Below are 18080 nucleotides of genomic sequence, written 5' to 3' on the forward strand. Positions count from 1 at the left end.
GCGGGTCGGCGGCCTCGGGCGGCTTTCCAGGGCGAGCCCGTTGCTGTCGGCCCGTTTCTATGGGGTTCGGCGCTGTGGGCGGACCATCCGCCGCAAGGCCGCGTCGAACTCGGTGACGATCCGCATCAGGTGCGCCCGGGCGTTGGTGTCGCCGGCCGCGAGGCTGATGCGGGTGCGGATCTCGGCGTGCTGGCTGCCGTCGGCGGCCAGCACCCGGGTCAGGACCACCACACCGCGACCGGGAACCCGCAGGGTCACCGGCTGTGCCCGGTGCTCGCCCAGGCCGCAGGCGTGCCCTCGGGCGCACCACTCCGGGTGCAACAGGTGGTCATCGGCGGCAGGCCAGGTCGGGGACGTGGCCGGCCGGGGTCGGATACGGATACTCATGCCGCACGCTCCTTGCGGTTGGCCCGCATGCGGGCGGCGTGGATGGCGATGCGAGCGCAGGCCGCGTCATCCAGGTACGCGGCTTTGATCAGTTGCGGGGTGCCGCCCTCGGCGATGAGCAAGCCCACGCCGGGGTTGGTCGGGCTGATCGTGTTGGACGACCAGCCACGGTCCGCCCACCCGTGCCCCAACACGATGTCGGAGGACACGTTGGTGGTGCACCGGAAGGCGCACCGCCAGGCGAACAGGTCCCGCAGGCTCGTCGGGATGATGTCGGACGAGGGGCGTTGCGTCGCCGCGACGACGATGATGCCGACCGCCCGCCCTCGGGCCACCAGGTCCCGCAGCAGACCCGCGAAGTCCTCCCGGGTCTTCTTGTCCCCGACGGTGGCCGAGAAGTAGGCGATCTCGTCGATGGCGACGAGGATCGGGCTGAACACGTCATCGCGTTGGGTCTTCCGGCGGCCGGCCACTTCCAGGTAGGCGTACCGGTTGTCCATCACGATCTGCATCCGCCGCAGCGTGGCCAGGGCATGCGTGATGTCCGGGCCGACGAACACGTCGGCGCAGCTCTTCCACTGGCCCAACTCGACCTGCTTGCCATCGAGCAGGCACAGCCGGCAGTCCAGCGACAGGGCGGCGTGAGCCACGATCAGGTTCAGCAGGGTCGACTTGCCGCCGCCCGGTTCCCCACCGATCAACAAGTTGCGGTAGATCAGCGGGACCCGCACCGGGTGGCCGAACTCGTCCACCCCGACATGCACCGGGTCGAAGATCGACACGGTCGGATCAGCGGGCACGCCACCCGGTACGGGAGAAGCGGTCAGCGTCGACATCGCTGGCCCGCTCAGGCCGCCGCCGGCGCAGCGGTCGACCAGGGGTCATCCGCCGGCGCTTCCGGGGTGAACCCGTCCCCGTTGCGGGTGCGGGCCATCTTCTTCACCGTCGCCGTGGCAAACCGCAGCGACGGGCCGACCTCGTCCACGTCCAGGCCGTACGCGGAACGCTTCTCGCCCTCCTCGTTCTCCCACCGCGACAGCCGCAGCCGCCCGGCCACCACCACGCGGGTGCCCTTGGCAAGGGACTCGGCGATGTGCTCCGCCAGGTCCCGCCACGCGGTGCAGGTCAGGAACAGCGGGTCACCGTCGCGGTACTCACCCGAGTTGCGGTCGAACACCCGAGGCGTGGACGCCACGGTGAACTTCACCAGCGCCACCCCGGCCGGGGTGAACCGCAGCTCCGGGTCGGCGGTCAGGTTGCCGACCACCGTCACGGTCGTGTCGTTTGCCATTGCGATCTCCTTCGAGATTGTTGGAGGTGAACCGCCCTGTTGGCGGTCACCGCACACACCCCGGTCAGGGCGTGTGAGTCTTGGTTTCAGCGGCGAGGGTTGCGCTGCTCCGGTGCCGGTTCCGGCACGTCGAGCAGGTCCAGGCCCAGCGGCGGCATAGCCGGCGACACCGGGGCGTCCTCGTCGCGCATCCACGCCACCCAGGCCGACAGCGGCGACGCCACCAGACCGGTCAGCGGGTCACGACGGGTGATGTCGACCCGCACCAGCGCGGCATGCTTGGCCGACGCGCGGACCATCCGCGCCTCGCCCGCCCAGCAGGCCACCGCGAGCTTGTCCGCCTTGCCGTCCAGGTCCGTCAGGTCCAGGCCCGGCCGCAGCCACACCCACACCCGCTCCCCGGCCGGCGTCGGCCGCGCCCACAGGATCAGCGGCAACCGGCCCGGATGCAGCCGCGACGCGGACCGGATGAACTCCGCGAAGCACAACCGCAGCCGGTGCCGCACCACCACGCACCACACCCACGCCGACACCCGCCGACGAAGCCGACCGACACCGAAGACCACGCCCAGTACCAGGGCCAGGAGCACCAGCGGGACCGCCGGATGCGTCGCCCGAGACAGGTACGCCATGCCCACGAACACCGTGACCGCAGCCACGATCTCCAACGCCCACCACCACAGCACCCGCAGCGCCGGCCACACCCGGACCACGCACGCGACCACCAGGCCGCACACGCCGCCGGACAACAGTCCGACCACCACCGCGAGCACCAGCGGCAGCGCCACCGACGCGGTAGCGGCCACCACCAGGGCGACCGACGCCGCCACGACGAGGAACGCCACCCGAGCCTTCTGCGCGTACGACCGCGACACCGGCGTCTCCACCAGCGTCACCGCACCCACCGGGCGCTCACCGAACATCCCTGACTTCGCCATGCCCAACCTCCCCTTACTTATCCATGGGCATCCGTGCGACTCAGTACCGACTTGACCGTACTGACTGACTCGGTACAGGTCAAGCGTGGTGACGCATCGCGCTGTGTTGATCCCTGGGTGTAAGAGTGCGAGGCTGGGAAGTGCTCTTTCGACCCTCCGGCGGGGGTACCCATGATGGGTAGGCCACTGACGGATGTGGATGAGGAGCGACCGACGGGGTGGAGGCATTGATGTCGCAGCGAGTCAGCGGGATTGCTCTCCCGCGCCATGTCCTAGAGCGCGAGGACATGCGTGCCGCGCTCGCTCGGCATGACTTCGGGACAGTGTTCATGCTGGCTCGGAAATGGGCTGGCATCAGCTATTCGCGAATTGCGGAATCGTGCTCAATAAAGCCCGAAAGAGTCGGCGCTCTTGCCCGTGGACAGGGCAGTATCGCAACATACGAAAAGATCAGCATAATCGCAGATGCGATGCGAATTCCGGGGCATATGCTGGGCTTGGCTCCCCGAGACTGGGAGGCCGGCCAGGCGGCAGCCCGAGATGCCCGAGGTGAGACCGTGAATCGACGTGATTTCCTGCGCGTATCTGCCGTCGGTGCCGGCACCCTGCTCGGTGCTGTTGACGTCGTAGACCTGTCCTCCGGGCGACGCCTCGGCGAGAAGCTGCCGAAGGTACTCGCGCGACGGACGGCGCGACTCCGTCGCCTCGATGACGTCCTGGGCGGAGGCGACACCGTTCGCCTTTACCTGTCCGAATACGAGATGACCAAGAAACTCGTGGCGGGCGGCACTTACACAGAGACGATTCAACAGCGCCTGCTCGCAATTCTGGCGGAGCAGGCGCAGCAAGCTGGATGGGCTGCGTTCGACGCAGGGAACTTGGACCTATCGAAGCGGCTCTACGGCGAAAGCCACGGGATAGCCAATCAAGCGCACGCGCCTCACCTCGCCGGAAACGCTCTGGCGTTCCTGGCCTATCAGACCGTGGGCGGCGATCCCCGCGAAGCCGTGGCGATCGCGGAGGCTTCTTGCGCCGCAGCCGGCGAAGAAGCCCCGGCCACCGTCACGGCTCTGCTGCACGAGCGTCGAGCTTGGGCGCACGCTGTCGTCGGAAATGCCCGTGAGACTGATGCGGCCCTGGCAACGGCGCGCGCTGCGTTGGAGCGTCGCAACGCGACCGAGGAACCTGACTGGTCGACGTGGGTTGACGACCAAGAGGTGACCATCATGACCGGCCGCTGCTGGGCGGAACTTGGCCGGCCGTTGCGCGCCGTTCCTCTCCTGGAGGGCGTACTAGCTGGCTTCGACGACGCCCACGCCCGAGACAAGGCCCTGTACTCGTGCTGGCTGGCGGACGCCTATGCCACGGCGGGGGAGCCGGAGGAAGCCGCCCGGGTCGCTGGTCGAGTGCTGGACCTCTCCGAAGGCGTCGCCTCCGTGCGACCACGCCAACGTCTCAGCCCGGTTCTACAACGACTGAGGGACCACGCCGCCGTGCCAGGGGTGCGGGAGGTGTTGGAGCGCGCCAGGGCGTAGCCCTTACGGCTCCACGTCCAGCAGGAGGGTCCGGCTGACCCACGCGGCATACTCGTCCGAACTCATCACGATCGGCACAGCCGCGATCTCGGGGTTCTGCCAAGGGTGATGGTCTTGGAGGAAGGCTCGTAGATCCTCGAAGCGCTGCGCATGCGTCTTCAGGAGAAGCTGCCACTCTTCGCCGGTGCCGAACTCACCCTGGTGCCAGAAGGCTGAGATGACAGGCCCGACGATTTGCGCGCCAGCAGCAAGCCTTGCTTCCACAACGAGGCGCGCCAGCTCGACAGCCGCCTCACGCGTCTCCACAGCGGTGGACACCTGCAAGACGGTCCAGGGCTGCTCATTGCTCGCGTCAACGGCGCGACTTCCGAGCCGGGGGCGACCCTCGTGCCAGGACACGATGGTTCGCGGGCGCCATAGATGGGTGCGGCCGAACGTCTTGTCAGGCTCCGGCATCTGGCCACGGTTCCGGTAGGAACTCACGGTCCCGACTTGGACGCCGAGGTACTCGGCGACCTCCGACGTCGTCCACCACTCCGCGTCTGTATCAGGGCTCGTCACATACGCCATTCTGCCCGCGTTGAACGATCATCGCACCTATGCATCCCCTCGCCCCGTCCGGAGCTCGCTGTCAGGTTGTGCTTCATCCGGCGACCTGGCGCGCGACGACGTCTCCAGCTCGATCGACGGCGCTGCGCCCGACGAGGACCAGGACTTCTGGCGCTCTGTCACCCCGCCCGGGCACTACCCGTTGAGGCTTATCGGCCCGTATCGTTGACCTGTGTCGCTAGAAGCAGGCGAACCGCCAGCGGGAACCTTGAAGTCGCAGACTGGCGGCGAGGGGGCCGTGTCGGAGCAAGAAGAGCTCCTCCGTGAACTCCTCCGACTCCAGTCCGAGCATGCCGCCGCAATGGACGCCATCCAGCGAATGGAGAATGCCGTTCGCCATGAGGGCCGTCCCGCCCGCTTCGGGCGTCACAAATTGGTATTCCTCTGGGGCCTGATGGCCCTCGTCTTCATTCTCGTGCTCCTCTCGACGTTGTGGATGGAAGTGCCTTTATCGAACGAGCCGGTGGCTGGCGTCGCTGCGGCTCTGATAGGTCTATGCGCAGCGCTCATAGGGCTCATCCTCAGCCAACGGGAAGCGTGGGGAAGGGCGCGAGTGTTACAGGGCGCCGCGAAGGTCTTGCATGACTGGCTCAGGGTCCTGGAGGAGAAAGAACTCGACATCGAGGCGCGTTTGGAGACTGTGCGGATCCGTGAGGATGTCCATCGAAGGCGGGTCGAGAGCGAGGTGGACGTGCTGCGCCGCCAGTTGGAGATACTGAACCGCGAAGCGCAGGCGATACAGCAGCCACAGCAGGAACGTCCCAGCGGGAGCGGACTGTGACCACAGGCCGCATGCGCCCTCGTCCGACGGTAGGTGAGTCCCTTGAGAAGGTACCTTCCCCTGTGGGGCAGGGCTTACCTCGTAGCGTCGACCGACGGCCGACAACTGCCCCGACTGCCCCCGTCAGCACACCACTGGTCGCCGCTGCTTCACTCAGGTTCAGCCCGGAAGCAGCCGCCGAGCACGCTGCCGCCATCGCGAAGTACATCTCCAGCCTCGAACTCATAAGCAGAGCAATCGCCGATCAGAAGCAGTCTGATGACGTCTCCGCACATCACGTAAGGACTGCGGCAGAGTCGCTGGGAACTTCCGGATCGAAACGCGACCGAAGGCTGTCCGAGATGGGCACCCTGCTCACCGGTGCGGCGCTGGGATACCTGGGCAACGTTGCCATCTCTGACGACTACACCTGGAAGAACTTCGTCATCTTTACGGTGCCGTTCGCAATCGGACTGTTCCTATACGCGTATACCCTCGGCCGGGACTGAACCCGTCAGAACGGCTCGTCCTATCAGCCCGTAGCTGGACCCCGAATTGGGCGCTCCGAGATCAATCTCCTGCCGGTGAGAACTTTCCATACGTCTTCAAGGCGGCCCTTCGGGCCGCGTCGTCGGACCCCTGCCGGTTCCGCCTTATGCCTGCGGCAACGGCGGACCGGCAGTCGGACGCACCGATGCCCCACGCCGCTCGGAACTCGGCGCAGGGCACGGAGGATCGGTTGGGTCAGCGCGGCTCGGGCGGATCTGGCACAGCGCGATGTCGACTCATCTCGGCGAAGGCCAGCCGCTCAAGGCGTCGCTGGACCGCGCTCGGCTGCCGCTCGAACGACATCGCCAGCTCGTCAATGCTGTGGCCGGCCAGGTAGCCCTTCATCAGCTCCGAGTCAGCCTGCGGTGTCCATGGGCGGTATGCCTTCGGGTGACGCTGCCGGATCTCGGCGATCCCACCGGGGTCGGCCTTGAGGTCAACGTCGGTGTGTGCCAACTCGTACTCGTCTTCCTCGTCCGGTGGGTCGAAGACCCAATCGGGTTCGCCCCGCTCCTGCTCGCCCCAGTCCGGTTCATCCATACCTATCAAGGTAATGACGTTGATGTGAGCGGGGAAGCACAGATCGTGACCGGAACCCTCTAGGGCTTGCCGACCGGCAAGCGCCTCGCCTCCGGCGGGTAGGGCCTCCGGCCGTACGACCCGGGGATGGCCTCCGGCGGTCGGGGCTACTCGCCCCGAACCCTCGGCGACTCTGGGATGCCTCGGCCGCAACCGGGGACCCGTCGCCCACCAGAGGCCACCAGACCGCGCCGACCTGGTCCAGGTCGTACGTCCAGTGGGGCGCTCCACCTGGACCAGGTCGGCGCGGCCCGGCAGGGCGGAGCCTGCGCGACGGGATGCCGCACCGGTCACCATCGGAACCGCTCGCACACAACCCCACCCCATGATCATTAGGTACACGAGGGGTACAGACGCCGCCTGGAAACACTGGACAACGATGGAAATTGATATACGGCGTACGGCCTGCTCAGCGGCATGATCGATGCCACTCCCCCAGGTCAGCCGCCATGGGCGGTTAGTTCGCCATGTACTACGACTGCTGAGCAGTCACTCGTACACCGGCCGGGCCGGCTCCGCGATCGCGGAGCCGGCCCGGCTCGTCTCGCCCACTGCCTTTGACGCGCTGGAGGCAGCAACTTCGGGGATGTTGCTGCCTCCGGGGCGCTGGAGGCAGCACTTTCCCCGAAGTCGCGCGGATCTCGGGCTAGGCGCGAGCCCGTCGGAGCACCGACACGAGGACGGTCAGGAGCAGGGCGGTCATCGCCAGGGCGCCGGGGGCCTTGGTGAAGCGGGCCAGGTTCGTGCCGTCCGGCAGGGCGAGGAAGGCCGCCACGGCGGCGGGCGGCACGAACCACGTCGTCCGCGTGGCGGTCAGCGCGAGCAGCGCGAGGGGCCAGGTCGCGTACCAGGGGTGGAAGACCGGGGACAGAACGACGGTCGCGACCAGCGCCAGCGCGGCGCCGCGCAACACCACCCGGGAATCCGCCGCCCCGACCCGCGCCGCCCCGACCCGCGCCGCCTCAACCCGCGTAGGTGCAACCGGGGCCCGGCCGCCGTCGGCAGCCGCGTCATCATCGGGTACGGCGACCACCCGCGCTCGGGTGTGGTCCAGCCGGCGCAGTGTCCGCCAGGACCGCCACCAGAGCACCACCAGCAACCCGGCGAGGAGCAGCAGGGCGGCCGCCCGCACCACCGGTACGGCCTGCGGGTCCCGACCGACCAGCGCGCCGACGTAGTCCACCACGAACCCGACGGCGGTGGGTGGCGACGTCCACTGCTCGGAGTCGCCGCTGTGCGTCAGCCCGCCCACCCAGCCGAAGCCGAGACCGGACAGCGCCGAGGTGACCAGCACCGCGCCGACGAGCCCTCCGGCCAGCCAACCGCCGTCGCGCAGCAACGCCCGCAGCGTGTACGGGCGCCGCATCCCGGCCAGCACGGCGAACGGCACCACCACCACGGCGGTGGCCTTCACCGTGACCGCCAGCCCGAGCAGCGCTCCGGCCAGCAGCAACCCTCCGGCCAGCAGCAACCCTCCGGCCAGCGGCAGCGCCCCGGCCAGCGGGAGCGCCCCGGGCCGACCCGGTCGCCGGATCGCCACCAGCAGCCCGCAGAGCAGCAGACCCAGCATCACGGCGTCGTTGTGCGCCCCGGCCACCAGGTGTACGCCGACCAGCGGCCCGGCCAGCGCCAGCCAGGCTGCCCGCCGGGTCGGCACCCCGGCGGCACCGGCCAGACCGGGCAGGCAGAGCGCGGCCAGCACCAACCCCGCCACGGCGATGACCCGCAGCGCCACGATCGTGCCGGTCAACCCGCCACCGAGGTCGACCGCGAGCGCGGCGAGCAGGACGAACACCGGCCCGTACGGTGCCGGGGTGTCCCGCCAGATCGGCGCGACGGTGTCCAGCCACGGGCAGCCCGCCGCCGCCACCCCCACCGCGTACGGGTCGACGCCGTGCGCGTACGTCCAGCCCTGGCAGGCGTACGAGTAGACGTCCCGGCTGCCCAGCGGAGGCGCGAGCAGCAGTGGCAGCGCCCACAGCCCGGCGGTGACGTACGCCGATCGGGTCGACGGGGCACCGTCGCGCAACGACCACCACGCGCCGACCAGCAGCACGGTGCCGAGCAGCCAGCAGGTCAGCGTCGCCGGACCGTCCGGGGCTCGCCAGATCGACGCCGGTGTCGCGCCGAACGGGGTGTCTGGTAGCGCGCCGCCGAGGTATCCGGCCACGGCGAGCAGGATCGCGCCGGCCAGACCGACGTAGCGCGCCACCGAGGCCGCCACCGGACCAGCAGCCAGCGCACCGGCCGCCAGCGAACCAGCCGGGCCGCGCGAACCAGCCGGGCCAGGCGGGCCAGACGAACCAGGCGGGCCGGGAGCGGTCACCGGCGCACCTTCCCTCAGTCGGCGGCGACCGGCTGACGGGTCGCCCGAGCCGACCGTACCAACCGGACGACCACGACGATCACCAACAGCGTCATCAGCGGCGCCCCGACCGTCTTGGTGTAGCGGGGCAGGCCGGTGCCGTCCGGCAGGATCAGGAACGACGCGACCAGGGCGACCACGAGGAACCATCCGGTACGCCGGGCGGTGGCGGCCAGCACGAACAGCGGCCACGTCCAGTACCAGGGGTGCACGACCGGGGCGAGTGCGACGGTGACGGCGAGCGCCAGGCCGGCGTAGAACAGCGGGTCCCGGGTGCGGGCCCGCCACCAGAGCCAGACGAGCAGGACGGCCAGCAGCACCACGGCGATCCCGCGCGTCACCGGCAACGCGTCGACGTGACCGCCGAACGGCACCGCGAGGTAGCCGATCGTCTGCCCGACGGCGGTGGGTGGGGAGGTCCAGGCGATGGCGGCACCGCCCTGGGAGAGCCCGCCGATCCAGCCGAAGTCCAGCCCACCGGCGACTGTCACTCCCACGACGGTGGCGACGGCACCGCCGACCACCCAGCCGCCGTCACGGATCAGCGTCCGGATCCGGTACGGCCCGGCGGTCGCCGCCAACGCGGCGAACGGGACCACCACCACGGAGGTGACCTTGATCGCCACGGCGATGCCGAGGAGCAGCCCGCCGACCAGGAGCATTCCGCGCCGACCCGGGTTCGAGGCCACCACGGCCAGCCCTCCGACCAGCGCGGCGAGCATCAGCACGTCGTTGTGGGGGCCGCCGATCAGGTGCGTGGCGACCAGCGGGCAGCCGAGCGCCAGCCACACCGCCCGTCGGGCGGGCACCCCGGCCCGGCGGGCCAGCACCGGCAGCGCCCACGCGGTCAGCGCCACCCCGACCAGGGACAGGGCCCGGAACAGCACGACGCTGGCGTTCAGCGACCCGGTGACCTCGACCACCGCACCCGCGATGAGGACGAACAGCGGCCCGTACGGCGCCGGGGTGTCCCGCCAGATGACGGAGACCGTGTCCAGCCAGGGGCAGGGCAACGCGGAGACGCCGTGCTCGTACGGGCTGATGCCACCGGCGAAGCTGGCACCCTGGCAGGCGTACGCGTACACGTCACGGCTGCCGAACGGGGGCGCGACGAGCAGCGGCAGCAGCCACAGCCCCACGGTGACCAGCGCCCAGCGGGTCGACGGCACCCCGTCGCGCAGCGCCCACCAGGCGTACGCCAGCAGGCCGGTGCCGACCAGCCAGGCGGCCAGGACCAGTGGCCCGTGGGGGCCCTGCCAGATGCTGACCGGGGTGCTGCGTAGCGGGCCGCTCGGGAACGCGCCGCCGAGGAACGCGGACAGCGCGAGCAGCGTCGAGCCGACCAGGCCGATCCAGCGCGCGAGGTGGGGAGGCACGCCCGACATGCTGCCAGCCCTCGGGTCGGAGGGCGACGGCAGGCACCGTCAGCAGTGCTCGGCCGGCGCCAGGTCGCTGCTGATCGTGTAGTCGCCGGCCGCGCGGACCCGCACCTCGGTCCACCCGTCCGCACCGGGGCGCAGGCAGCCGTCCGGGCCGCTCAGCGACAGCCACCGCGACCAGCGCACCCGCACCGGCACGTCGCCGGGCGGAGCGGTCAACCGCACCGAGCCCCGGTCGGAGGCGACGAGCCGGCCCGGTACGCCGACCAGCGGCGTCGGGTCGGCCACGGCGTACAGCCGCCAGGTCGCATCACGCCAGACCTCCCGCAGGTACGGCAGGCCGGCGCGGATCAACGCGGCCTCGTCCCGACCCCACCGGTCGGCGGGGGCGTCCGGTGCGACGGCCACGTAGGTCACCGCCTCGTCGTGGAGCCACCGCTCGTAGGTCTGCGCGTTCAGGGTGCCGTCGTAGAACAGCGCGTTGCGGTCGCTGTCGACCTGACGTTCCCAGCCACGGGCCAACGGCACGGTCGGTGGCAGGTAAGCCGACTCCCAGTGGTCGCGCAGCGGCACCACCTCGACCCGTCCGACGGGTTGCCGCCGGTGCAGTTCGTCGACGAGCGGTCGGTGGAACGCCGGGGCGCTCTCCGGCGCACCGGCCCGGGTGACGTCGCTCGTCATCACCGGCGACTGCCACCACACCAACGCGGCGAGCAGCCCGGCCAGCCACGGGCCGGGCAGCGGAGCGTACCCGGCCAGCACGGGCAGCGCGAAGAGCAGCGGCAGGCGCAGCGCGTTGGACCCGATGGGGCTGGGCACGTAGTAGGCCCCGACCAGGAGCAGGACGGTGAGCGCCGCGCCGACCCGCAGCACCCGGCGGCGTCGCGGCAGCAGGACCGCCACCAGCACGGCGAGCGCGACGTTGATCCGCATCGACTCGGCCGAGTACGGCTGGGTGCCGCCGTTGCCGAAGAGGAGCGCGATCGGCGCGAGCGTGACCGCCGGGGCCAGGGCCAGGACGAGACCCTCCGCCAGTGGACCCTCCGCCCGCCACCCACCCGCCAGCGGGCGGCCCGGTCCGTCGCCGCGCCGCAGGGCGGCCAGCAGCAACGCCGCACCGGCCAGCCCGGTGAACAGGCCGGCGACCGGGCTCGCCGCCGTCGCCAGGGCGGCGCAGACCGCGGCCAGCGCCAACCGGAGCGGACGCGGTGGGCGTTCCGTGCTGACGGCGCAGAGCGCCACCAATCCGAACGTCAGCCCGACCGCGAAGGTGATCCGTCCGCTCGCCAGGTTGCCGACGAGGACCACCGCACCGAGGACACCGGCCAGCAGCGGCCGTCGGGCCCGGTTCCGGGCGAACAGCCACGCCAGCGCGAACGCGCCGAGCACCGCGGCGACAGCCCCCAGTGGACGCACCCCGACCAACGCGCCCAACCGGGCCGTGAACAGGCTGTAGCCGTACTGGTTGACGCCGCCGTACCAGCCGAGGTCGAGCGGCGTCGCACCGTACCGGTCGGCGAACTCGGCTCGGGCCACCTGCGCCGCGAGGTCGGTGCCCATCCGGGGCGCGACCAGGAACGCGACGGCGAGCACCAGCGCGACCCCGGTCGCCGCCGCCCAGCCGGTGCGCCGCCCGAACGGGCGGGGCGACGCGTCAGGCATTGAGGACCCGTTCGGTAGCGGCCCGGGAGCGACGACCGACGCGCAGGTACTCGTCGAGGAACTCCCCCGGGTCGTCGCGGCCGAGCAGCCGGACCACACCGGCCAGCTCCACCCCGTGCCGGGGCAACTGGTCGCCGGCCCGACCCCGGACCAGCATCAACGCGTTGCGGACCTGCGCGGCCAGGGACCACCCGGCGGCCATCTCGGCGGCGTCCGCCGGGTCGATCAGGCCGGCCCGCTCGGCCGCCGCGAGAGCGTCGAGGGTACGCGTGCCGCGCAGCGCCGGGTTCGCCCCGGCGTGCCGGAGCTGGACGAGCTGCACCGCCCACTCCACGTCGGCCAGGGCACCGCGACCCAGTTTGGTGTGGGTGGCCGGGTCGGCGCCCCGGGGCAGCCGCTCGGTCTCCACCCGGGCCTTGATCCGCCGGATCTCGACGACCTGCTCGCGGGTCAGCCCGTCGGCCGGGTACCGCACCGGGTCGATCATCGCCTCGAACTCGGCGCCCAGACCCGCGTCGCCGCAGACGAACCGGGCGCGCAGCAACGCCTGCGCCTCCCACACCCGCGACCAGCGGGCGTAGTACGCCGAATAGGCGGCGAGGCTGCGCACCAGCGGACCCTGCCGGCCCTCCGGGCGCAGGTCGGCGTCGACGCCCAGCGGCGGGTCCGGGGCGGGCACCCCGAGCAACCGGCGCAGTTCCTCGGCTATCGCGTGCGCGGCGGCGCTGGCGGCGCTCTCGCTGACCCCGGCGGGCGGGTCGTAGACGAAGAGCACGTCGGCGTCGGAGAGGTAGTTCGACTCGTACCCGCCGAGCCGTCCCATGCCGATCACCGCGAACCGCAGCCCCTCCGGCGCGGGCTGGCTGGCCCGGGCGGCGCGCAGCGCGGCGGCCAGAGTGGCGTCGGTGACGTCGGCGAGCGCCGTGCCGACCTCGGTGATGTCGGCCAGCCCGGGGGCGGGCCGGTTCGCGCCGTCCGGTCGGGTGGGGGTGGGCGCGAGCGCGCCCGCCCGGCAGAGCAGGTCGGCGCAGGCCACCCGGACCAGCTCCCGACGTCGCAGCGCGCGCACCGCACCGGCCGCCTCGACCGGATCGGTGTGCCGGGCCGCCGCCGCGAGGAACCCCTCCCGGAGCACGTCGGATGAGCGCGGGGCCAGCTCGTTCTCCTCGGCCAGCAGCCGCAGGGCCTCCGGGTCGCGGGCGAGCAGGTCGGCGACGTACCGGGACAGCGCGAGGACCCGGGCCAGCCGGCGGGCGACCGGGCCGCCGTCGCGCAGCAGCCGCAGGTACCAGGGGGTGCTGCCGAGCTTGTCGGAGACCTTGCGGTAGTTGAGCAGCCCCCGGTCCGGCTCCGGCGCGTCGGCGAACTCGCTCAACAGCACCGGCAGCAGGGTCCGCTGGATGGCCGCCGTGCGGCTCACCCCGCCGGTGAGCGCCTGGAGGTGTCGCAGCGCCCCGGCCGGGTCGGCGAAACCGAGGATCTCCAACCGGTTCCGGGCCGCCTCGGGGGTGAGCCGCAGCCCGTCGGCCGGCACCCGGGCCACCGACTCCAGCAGCGGCCGGTAGAGCAGTTTGGCGTGCAACCGGCGTACCTCGGTGGCGTGGGTGACCCACTCGGCCCGGAAGCTCTCCACGGCGCTGCGCCCCGGCGTGGCCGTGAAACCCAGCGCGGCGGCGAGCCAGCGCAGCGCGCCCGGCTCGGTCGGCACGGTGTGGGTGCGGCGGAGGCCCTGGAGTTGCAGCCGGTGCTCGACGCCGCGCAGGAAGCGGTAGCCGCGCAGCAGCGCCTCGCCGTCGGCGCGACCGACGTAGCCGCCGGCGACGAGCGCGCGCAGCGCCGGGATGGTGCCCGGCTCCCGCAGCGTCTCGTCGCCGCGACCGTGCACGAGCTGCAGCAACTGGACGGCGAACTCGATGTCGCGCAGCCCGCCGGGGCCGCGTTTGATTTCGCGTTCCAGCTCCTTCGGCGGGATGTTGTCGATGATCCGGCGGCGCATGGCGCGCACGTCCTCGACCGCCTCGGGCCGTTCGGCCGCCCGCCACACCAGCGGCGCGAGCTGGTCGATCCACTCCTGGGCCAGCGGCAGGTCACCGGCGGCCGGGCGGGCCTTGAGCAGCGCCTGGAACTCCCAGGTGCGCGCCCACCGCCGGTAGTAGGCGAGGTGGCTGGCGAGGGTCCGCACCAGCGGGCCCCGGTTGCCCTCGGGGCGCAGCGCGGCGTCCACCGGCCAGGCGACCATCCCGCAGACGGAGATCAGCCGGGTCGCCACCTGGGTCGCGGCGGACAGGTCGGCGTCCTCGGCGGCGACGAAGATGACGTCCACGTCGGAGACGTAGTTCAGCTCGCCACCGCCGCACTTGCCCATCGCCACCACCGCGAGCCGGGGCCGCTCGGTGCCGTCCGCCAGCTCGGCGACAGCGATCTCGTACGCGGCGGCGAGCGTCGCGTCGGCAAGCGCGGAGAGCGCGGCCATCGTCTGCTCCAGGCCGCGGCCACCGGTCAGGTCCGCCGCCGCGATCCGCAGCAACGCCAACCGGTACGCGGTGCGCAGCGCCGCCACCGGGTTGCCGCCGTCGGTCACCTCCAGCCGCCCCTCGGCGACGGGGGCGAGCCCGTCCGGGGCGGTACGCAGGGTCAGGCAGTGCTCCGGGTTCGCCACCAGGTGGTCGCCGAGCGCCGACGACGCGCCCAGCACGGCGATGAGTCGCCGCCGCAGCCCGGGGTCGGCGTGCAGCTCCGCCAGCAGCGGAGGGTACGCGTCGCCGCCGCTGCCGCCCGGTGTCCCGGCTCCGCTGCCGCCACCTCGCGCACTGGTGCCGCTGCCGCCACCTCGCGCACTGGTGCCGCTGCCGCTGCCCGGCGCACTGGTGCCGCTGCCCGGCGCACTGGCACGGCTGCCGCCGCCCGGCGCGTTGGTGCCGTCGGTCCGCCTCGCGGCCTCGACGATGCGGTGCAGTTGGCGCAGGGCCAGATCCGGGTCGGCGGCCCGGGACAGCGCGGCGAGCAGTTCCCCGGCCGGCTCGTCGGTCGGCTCCTGCTCCTCCGGCCGCCACAGCCGCAGCCCGTCCGGGCCGAGGAGGTCCGCGGCGCGCGCGCCGCCGTCGCCCTCGGCGGTGCCGAACCCGTACCGGGCGAGCCGCCCCGGCGCCCTGGTCGGCCGGCTCATCAGTGCCCGAGTAGCGGCAGGCCGCGCCGCGTCACGCTGTCGTCCAACTCGCCGAGGGCCAGCGCGGCGAACCGGGCGGCGAACGGCTGCCAGACCTCCTCGATGTCGGGCAGCACCGAGGCGCAGGCCGCCACCACCAACTCCGGGTCGTAGCCCAGCTCGGCGAGTTGGGCCGAGTCGGTGGACCAGTCGGCGATCATCGCGGCGTCGCACTCGATGTGGAACTGCAGACCCCACGCCCGGTCCCCGAGCCGGAACGCCTGGTTCGGGTAGCGGGTCGACGCGGCCAGCAGGGTCGCGCCCCGGGGCAGCTCGGTGATCTCGTCGACGTGCCACTGGAGCACGTCCGGGATCAACGGCACGTACCGGAACAGCGGGTCGTTCTCGGCGGCGTCGCGCCGGCCCACCACGCCGGGGCCGATCTCCGGCCCGGACGGGCTGCGCTCGACCAGCCCGGCGTGCGCCTGGGCGAGCAGTTGCGCGCCCAGGCAGACGGCCAGGGTCGGCACCCGGTGCCGGACCGCCTTGCGCAGCAGGCCCTCCACGGCCGGGAACCAGGGCGCGCCGGGCGAGCCGTCCGGCAGCGGGTACGCGTGCTGTTCGCCGCCGAGCACCACCAGCGCCGCGTACCCCTCCAGGTCGGCGGGGAGTTCGTCGCCGGCGTGCGGGCGGACCACCCACAACTCCAGCCCAGCCTCGGTCAGCCACTCGCCCAGCCGGCGGGCGTCGTCGGTCGGGTCGTTCTCGATCACCAGCGCGGTTGCCACCCGTCGAGGCTAGCGGGTACGCCACCCCCTGCCACGCCCTGCCACGGACCAGCGTGCCCGTGCTGGTGGGATCGTTAGGCTCTGCGGTTGTGATCAGCGAGCACACCACCGCCGCCGTCCGCCCACCCGTGCTGGTGCCCGGTGACGCGGTGCTGCTGGTGTCGCCGTCCGGGCCGACCTCGCCGGAACGGGTGGCCCGGGGCATGGAACTGCTCGTCGGGTGGGGTCTGCGCCCGGTGCCGGCCCCGAACGCGTACGCCCGCCACGGCTACCTCGCCGGCACGGACGAGCTGCGCGCCGCCGACCTGAACGCGGCCTTCGCCGATCCGGAGATCCGTGGGGTGATCTGCACCCGGGGCGGGTACGGCGTCCAGCGGATCGTGGACGCCGTCGACATGGCCGCCGTCCGCCGCGACCCGAAGGTGGTGGCCGGTTTCTCGGACATCACCGCCCTGCAGTTCGCGTTGTGGCGGGGCGCCCGGCTGGCCGGGGTGCACGGCCCGGGGGCGGCCTGGCGCGACGAGCGGACCCCGCTGCGCTCCGCCGAGTCCCTGCACGCGGCGCTGATGACGACCGAACCGGTGTCGATCAGCGCGGTGCCCACCGAGGAGACCTTCGACGTCCGCGTGCCGGGTCACGCCACCGGCACCCTGCTCGGCGGCAACCTGTGCATGATCGCCGCGTCGATCGGCACACCGGACCTGCCCGACCTGACCGGTGCGGTGCTGTTGATCGAGGATGTGCAGGAGCCCCCGTACAAGGTCGACCGGATGCTCACCCACCTCCGTCGGGCCGGCGCGCTGGACGGGCTGGCCGGGGTGGCGGTCGGGCAGTTCACCGACTGCGGCGACGGCTGGGACACCACGATCGTCGACGTGCTCACCGAACGCCTCGGCGACCTGGGCGTGCCGGTCCTCGGCGGCCTCCCCATCGGCCACGGCAAAGACCAACTGACGGTCCCGGTAGGCACCACAGCAACCCTGAACACCGAAACCGGAACCCTGACGGTGGCCCCCGCCGTCTCCCCGGTCTCCCCCCGTCTCCCCCGGTGATCAAGAGGTTTGCGTCAATTCCGGCCCGGATCCTGACGCAAACCTCTTGATCACCGAGGACTAGGCGGGGTGGGGCAGGTGGGCTACCGCGCCGATTTCCAGGGCGGCCCAGACGCCGTCGGCGGTGCGGGTGATGCCGTGTGGTTCGGCATCGGGGGTGGGCAGGTCGTGAGCGTCGATCCGGCCGGTCGGATCGAGGTGACCGATCCGGTTGGCGCCCCACTCGGTGAACCACACGCCGCCCGCCGGGTCGGCCACGATCGCGTGCGGCCGGGCCGCACGGTCCGGTAGCGGGAACTCGACGATCTCGCCGTCCGGGGTGATCCGGCCGAGCTGACCGGCGGCGATCTCCACGAACCAGACCGCCCCGTCGGCGCCGAGGGTGATGCCGACCGGTCCGGCGTTCGCGGTGGGCAGCGGATGCACGGTGACCCGACCGTCGAGGTCGATGCGGCCGATCGCGTTCGCCTGGTTGAGGGTGAACCAGAGCGCCTGGTCCGCCCCGGCGGTGATCATCGACGCGAACCCGCCGGTCACCGGCAGCGGGAACACGGTGACAGTGCCGTCGGTGTCGACCCGGCCGATCGTGTCGGAGGTCATCCCGGCGTACCAGAGCGCGTTGTCGGCCCCGGCGGCGATGCCGCCCGGTCCGCTGCCCGCGGGTAGGGCGACAGTGCGCTGCTCGCCGTCGAGGCTGATCCGACCGATCCGGTCGTCGCCGGAGCGGGTGAACCAGAGCGCGTCGTCCGGCCCGGCCGTGATGATCAACGGACGTCCGCCGGCCGGATCAAGCGGATGGGTACGGACCGTGCCGTCCACCCCCAGGCGGGCGATCGCTCCGGCGTGGACCAGCGTCAGCCACAACGCGCCGTCGGGGCCCGCCGTGATGCCGTACGGGCCCGCTCCCGGCTCGACGAGCGGTATCTCCCGAATGTCGACGGTCGTCACGTGCGGTGTCCTTCCGTGGGCGGATCGCCCACCCTGACCGGTCGGCCGGTGGCGACACAACCGATTTCGTTCGCCGCCCGCCACGATTGTCAG

At 72.1% G+C, this 18080-nt stretch carries 16 protein-coding genes; 4 read left to right on the forward strand and 12 right to left on the reverse strand.

Annotation, left to right across the window (positions count from 1 at the left end; translation table 11 throughout):
- Window positions 1-57: 57 nt before the first annotated feature.
- From O7616_RS28170 to O7616_RS28185, 4 genes are all read right to left on the reverse strand, one after another.
- Window positions 58-387: a hypothetical protein gene (locus tag O7616_RS28170; RefSeq protein WP_282304726.1), complete on the reverse strand. Its 330-nt coding sequence runs from the start codon at window positions 385-387 to the stop codon at window positions 58-60.
- Window positions 384-1223 (reverse strand): FtsK/SpoIIIE domain-containing protein, encoded by an 840-nt coding sequence (locus O7616_RS28175; protein ID WP_282304727.1) that lies wholly within the window; start codon window positions 1221-1223, stop codon window positions 384-386. Before O7616_RS28175 ends, O7616_RS28170 begins: the two co-directional genes overlap by 4 nt.
- 11 nt (window positions 1224-1234) lie before the next feature.
- Entirely contained in the window at window positions 1235-1696 is a 462-nt protein-coding gene (locus tag O7616_RS28180; RefSeq protein WP_282307751.1) for a single-stranded DNA-binding protein, read from the reverse strand.
- Window positions 1697-1764: 68 nt separating this feature from the next.
- Window positions 1765-2616: a hypothetical protein gene (locus O7616_RS28185; RefSeq protein WP_282304728.1), complete on the reverse strand. Its 852-nt coding sequence runs from the start codon at window positions 2614-2616 to the stop codon at window positions 1765-1767.
- A gap of 557 nt (window positions 2617-3173) precedes the next feature.
- Between O7616_RS28185 and O7616_RS28190 the strand changes: the two genes are divergently transcribed.
- Window positions 3174-4151 (forward strand): XRE family transcriptional regulator, encoded by a 978-nt coding sequence (locus O7616_RS28190; RefSeq protein ID WP_282304729.1) that lies wholly within the window; start codon window positions 3174-3176, stop codon window positions 4149-4151.
- A 3-nt stretch (window positions 4152-4154) separates the two neighbouring features.
- On the opposite strand, the gene cutA is transcribed toward O7616_RS28190, so the two are convergent.
- Window positions 4155-4475, reverse strand: a complete 321-nt coding sequence (gene cutA / locus O7616_RS28195) for a divalent-cation tolerance protein CutA (protein ID WP_282307752.1) — start codon at window positions 4473-4475, stop codon at window positions 4155-4157.
- A 457-nt stretch (window positions 4476-4932) separates the two neighbouring features.
- Between cutA and O7616_RS28200 the strand changes: the two genes are divergently transcribed.
- Both O7616_RS28200 and O7616_RS28205 read left to right on the forward strand, forming a co-directional pair.
- Window positions 4933-5541: a hypothetical protein gene (locus O7616_RS28200; protein WP_282304730.1), complete on the forward strand. Its 609-nt coding sequence runs from the start codon at window positions 4933-4935 to the stop codon at window positions 5539-5541.
- The gene (locus O7616_RS28205) at window positions 5538-6029 is read left to right on the forward strand and encodes a hypothetical protein (protein WP_282304731.1); all 492 of its coding nucleotides are present in this window, start codon (window positions 5538-5540) and stop codon (window positions 6027-6029) included. The genes O7616_RS28200 and O7616_RS28205 overlap by 4 nt, the downstream gene beginning before the upstream one ends.
- 235 nt (window positions 6030-6264) lie before the next feature.
- Here the strand turns inward: O7616_RS28205 and O7616_RS28210 are convergent, their stop codons facing one another.
- From O7616_RS28210 to O7616_RS28235, 6 genes are all read right to left on the reverse strand, one after another.
- On the reverse strand, window positions 6265-6609 hold the full coding sequence (locus O7616_RS28210; RefSeq protein ID WP_282304732.1) for a hypothetical protein: 345 nt from the start codon (window positions 6607-6609) through the stop codon (window positions 6265-6267).
- 685 nt (window positions 6610-7294) lie between these two features.
- On the reverse strand, window positions 7295-8872 hold the full coding sequence (mptB, locus tag O7616_RS28215) for a polyprenol phosphomannose-dependent alpha 1,6 mannosyltransferase MptB (RefSeq protein WP_282304733.1): 1578 nt from the start codon (window positions 8870-8872) through the stop codon (window positions 7295-7297).
- A gap of 116 nt (window positions 8873-8988) precedes the next feature.
- A complete protein-coding gene (mptB, locus tag O7616_RS28220) occupies window positions 8989-10389 on the reverse strand; it encodes a polyprenol phosphomannose-dependent alpha 1,6 mannosyltransferase MptB (RefSeq protein WP_282304734.1) in 1401 nt (466 codons plus the stop codon).
- Between the two features lie 48 nt (window positions 10390-10437).
- Window positions 10438-12054, reverse strand: coding sequence for a hypothetical protein (locus O7616_RS28225; protein ID WP_282304735.1), 1617 nt, complete (start codon window positions 12052-12054; stop codon window positions 10438-10440).
- Window positions 12047-15220 (reverse strand): bifunctional [glutamine synthetase] adenylyltransferase/[glutamine synthetase]-adenylyl-L-tyrosine phosphorylase, encoded by a 3174-nt coding sequence (locus O7616_RS28230; RefSeq protein ID WP_282304736.1) that lies wholly within the window; start codon window positions 15218-15220, stop codon window positions 12047-12049. Before O7616_RS28230 ends, O7616_RS28225 begins: the two co-directional genes overlap by 8 nt.
- Window positions 15220-15987 carry a type 1 glutamine amidotransferase gene (locus O7616_RS28235; RefSeq protein ID WP_282304737.1) on the reverse strand — a complete coding sequence of 256 codons (768 nt, stop codon included), beginning with the start codon at window positions 15985-15987 and terminating at the stop codon, window positions 15220-15222. The genes O7616_RS28230 and O7616_RS28235 overlap by 1 nt, the downstream gene beginning before the upstream one ends.
- An 89-nt stretch (window positions 15988-16076) precedes the next feature.
- On the opposite strand from O7616_RS28235, the gene O7616_RS28240 reads away from it, so the two are divergent.
- The gene (locus O7616_RS28240) at window positions 16077-17039 is read left to right on the forward strand and encodes an LD-carboxypeptidase (RefSeq protein ID WP_282304738.1); all 963 of its coding nucleotides are present in this window, start codon (window positions 16077-16079) and stop codon (window positions 17037-17039) included.
- 60 nt (window positions 17040-17099) lie between these two features.
- On the opposite strand, the gene O7616_RS28245 is transcribed toward O7616_RS28240, so the two are convergent.
- Window positions 17100-17987, reverse strand: coding sequence for a virginiamycin B lyase (locus O7616_RS28245; RefSeq protein WP_282304739.1), 888 nt, complete (start codon window positions 17985-17987; stop codon window positions 17100-17102).
- Window positions 17988-18080 lie beyond the last annotated feature (93 nt).

This window comes from Micromonospora sp. WMMD964 (genome assembly GCF_029581455.1).
Lineage (GTDB): Bacteria > Actinomycetota > Actinomycetes > Mycobacteriales > Micromonosporaceae > Micromonospora.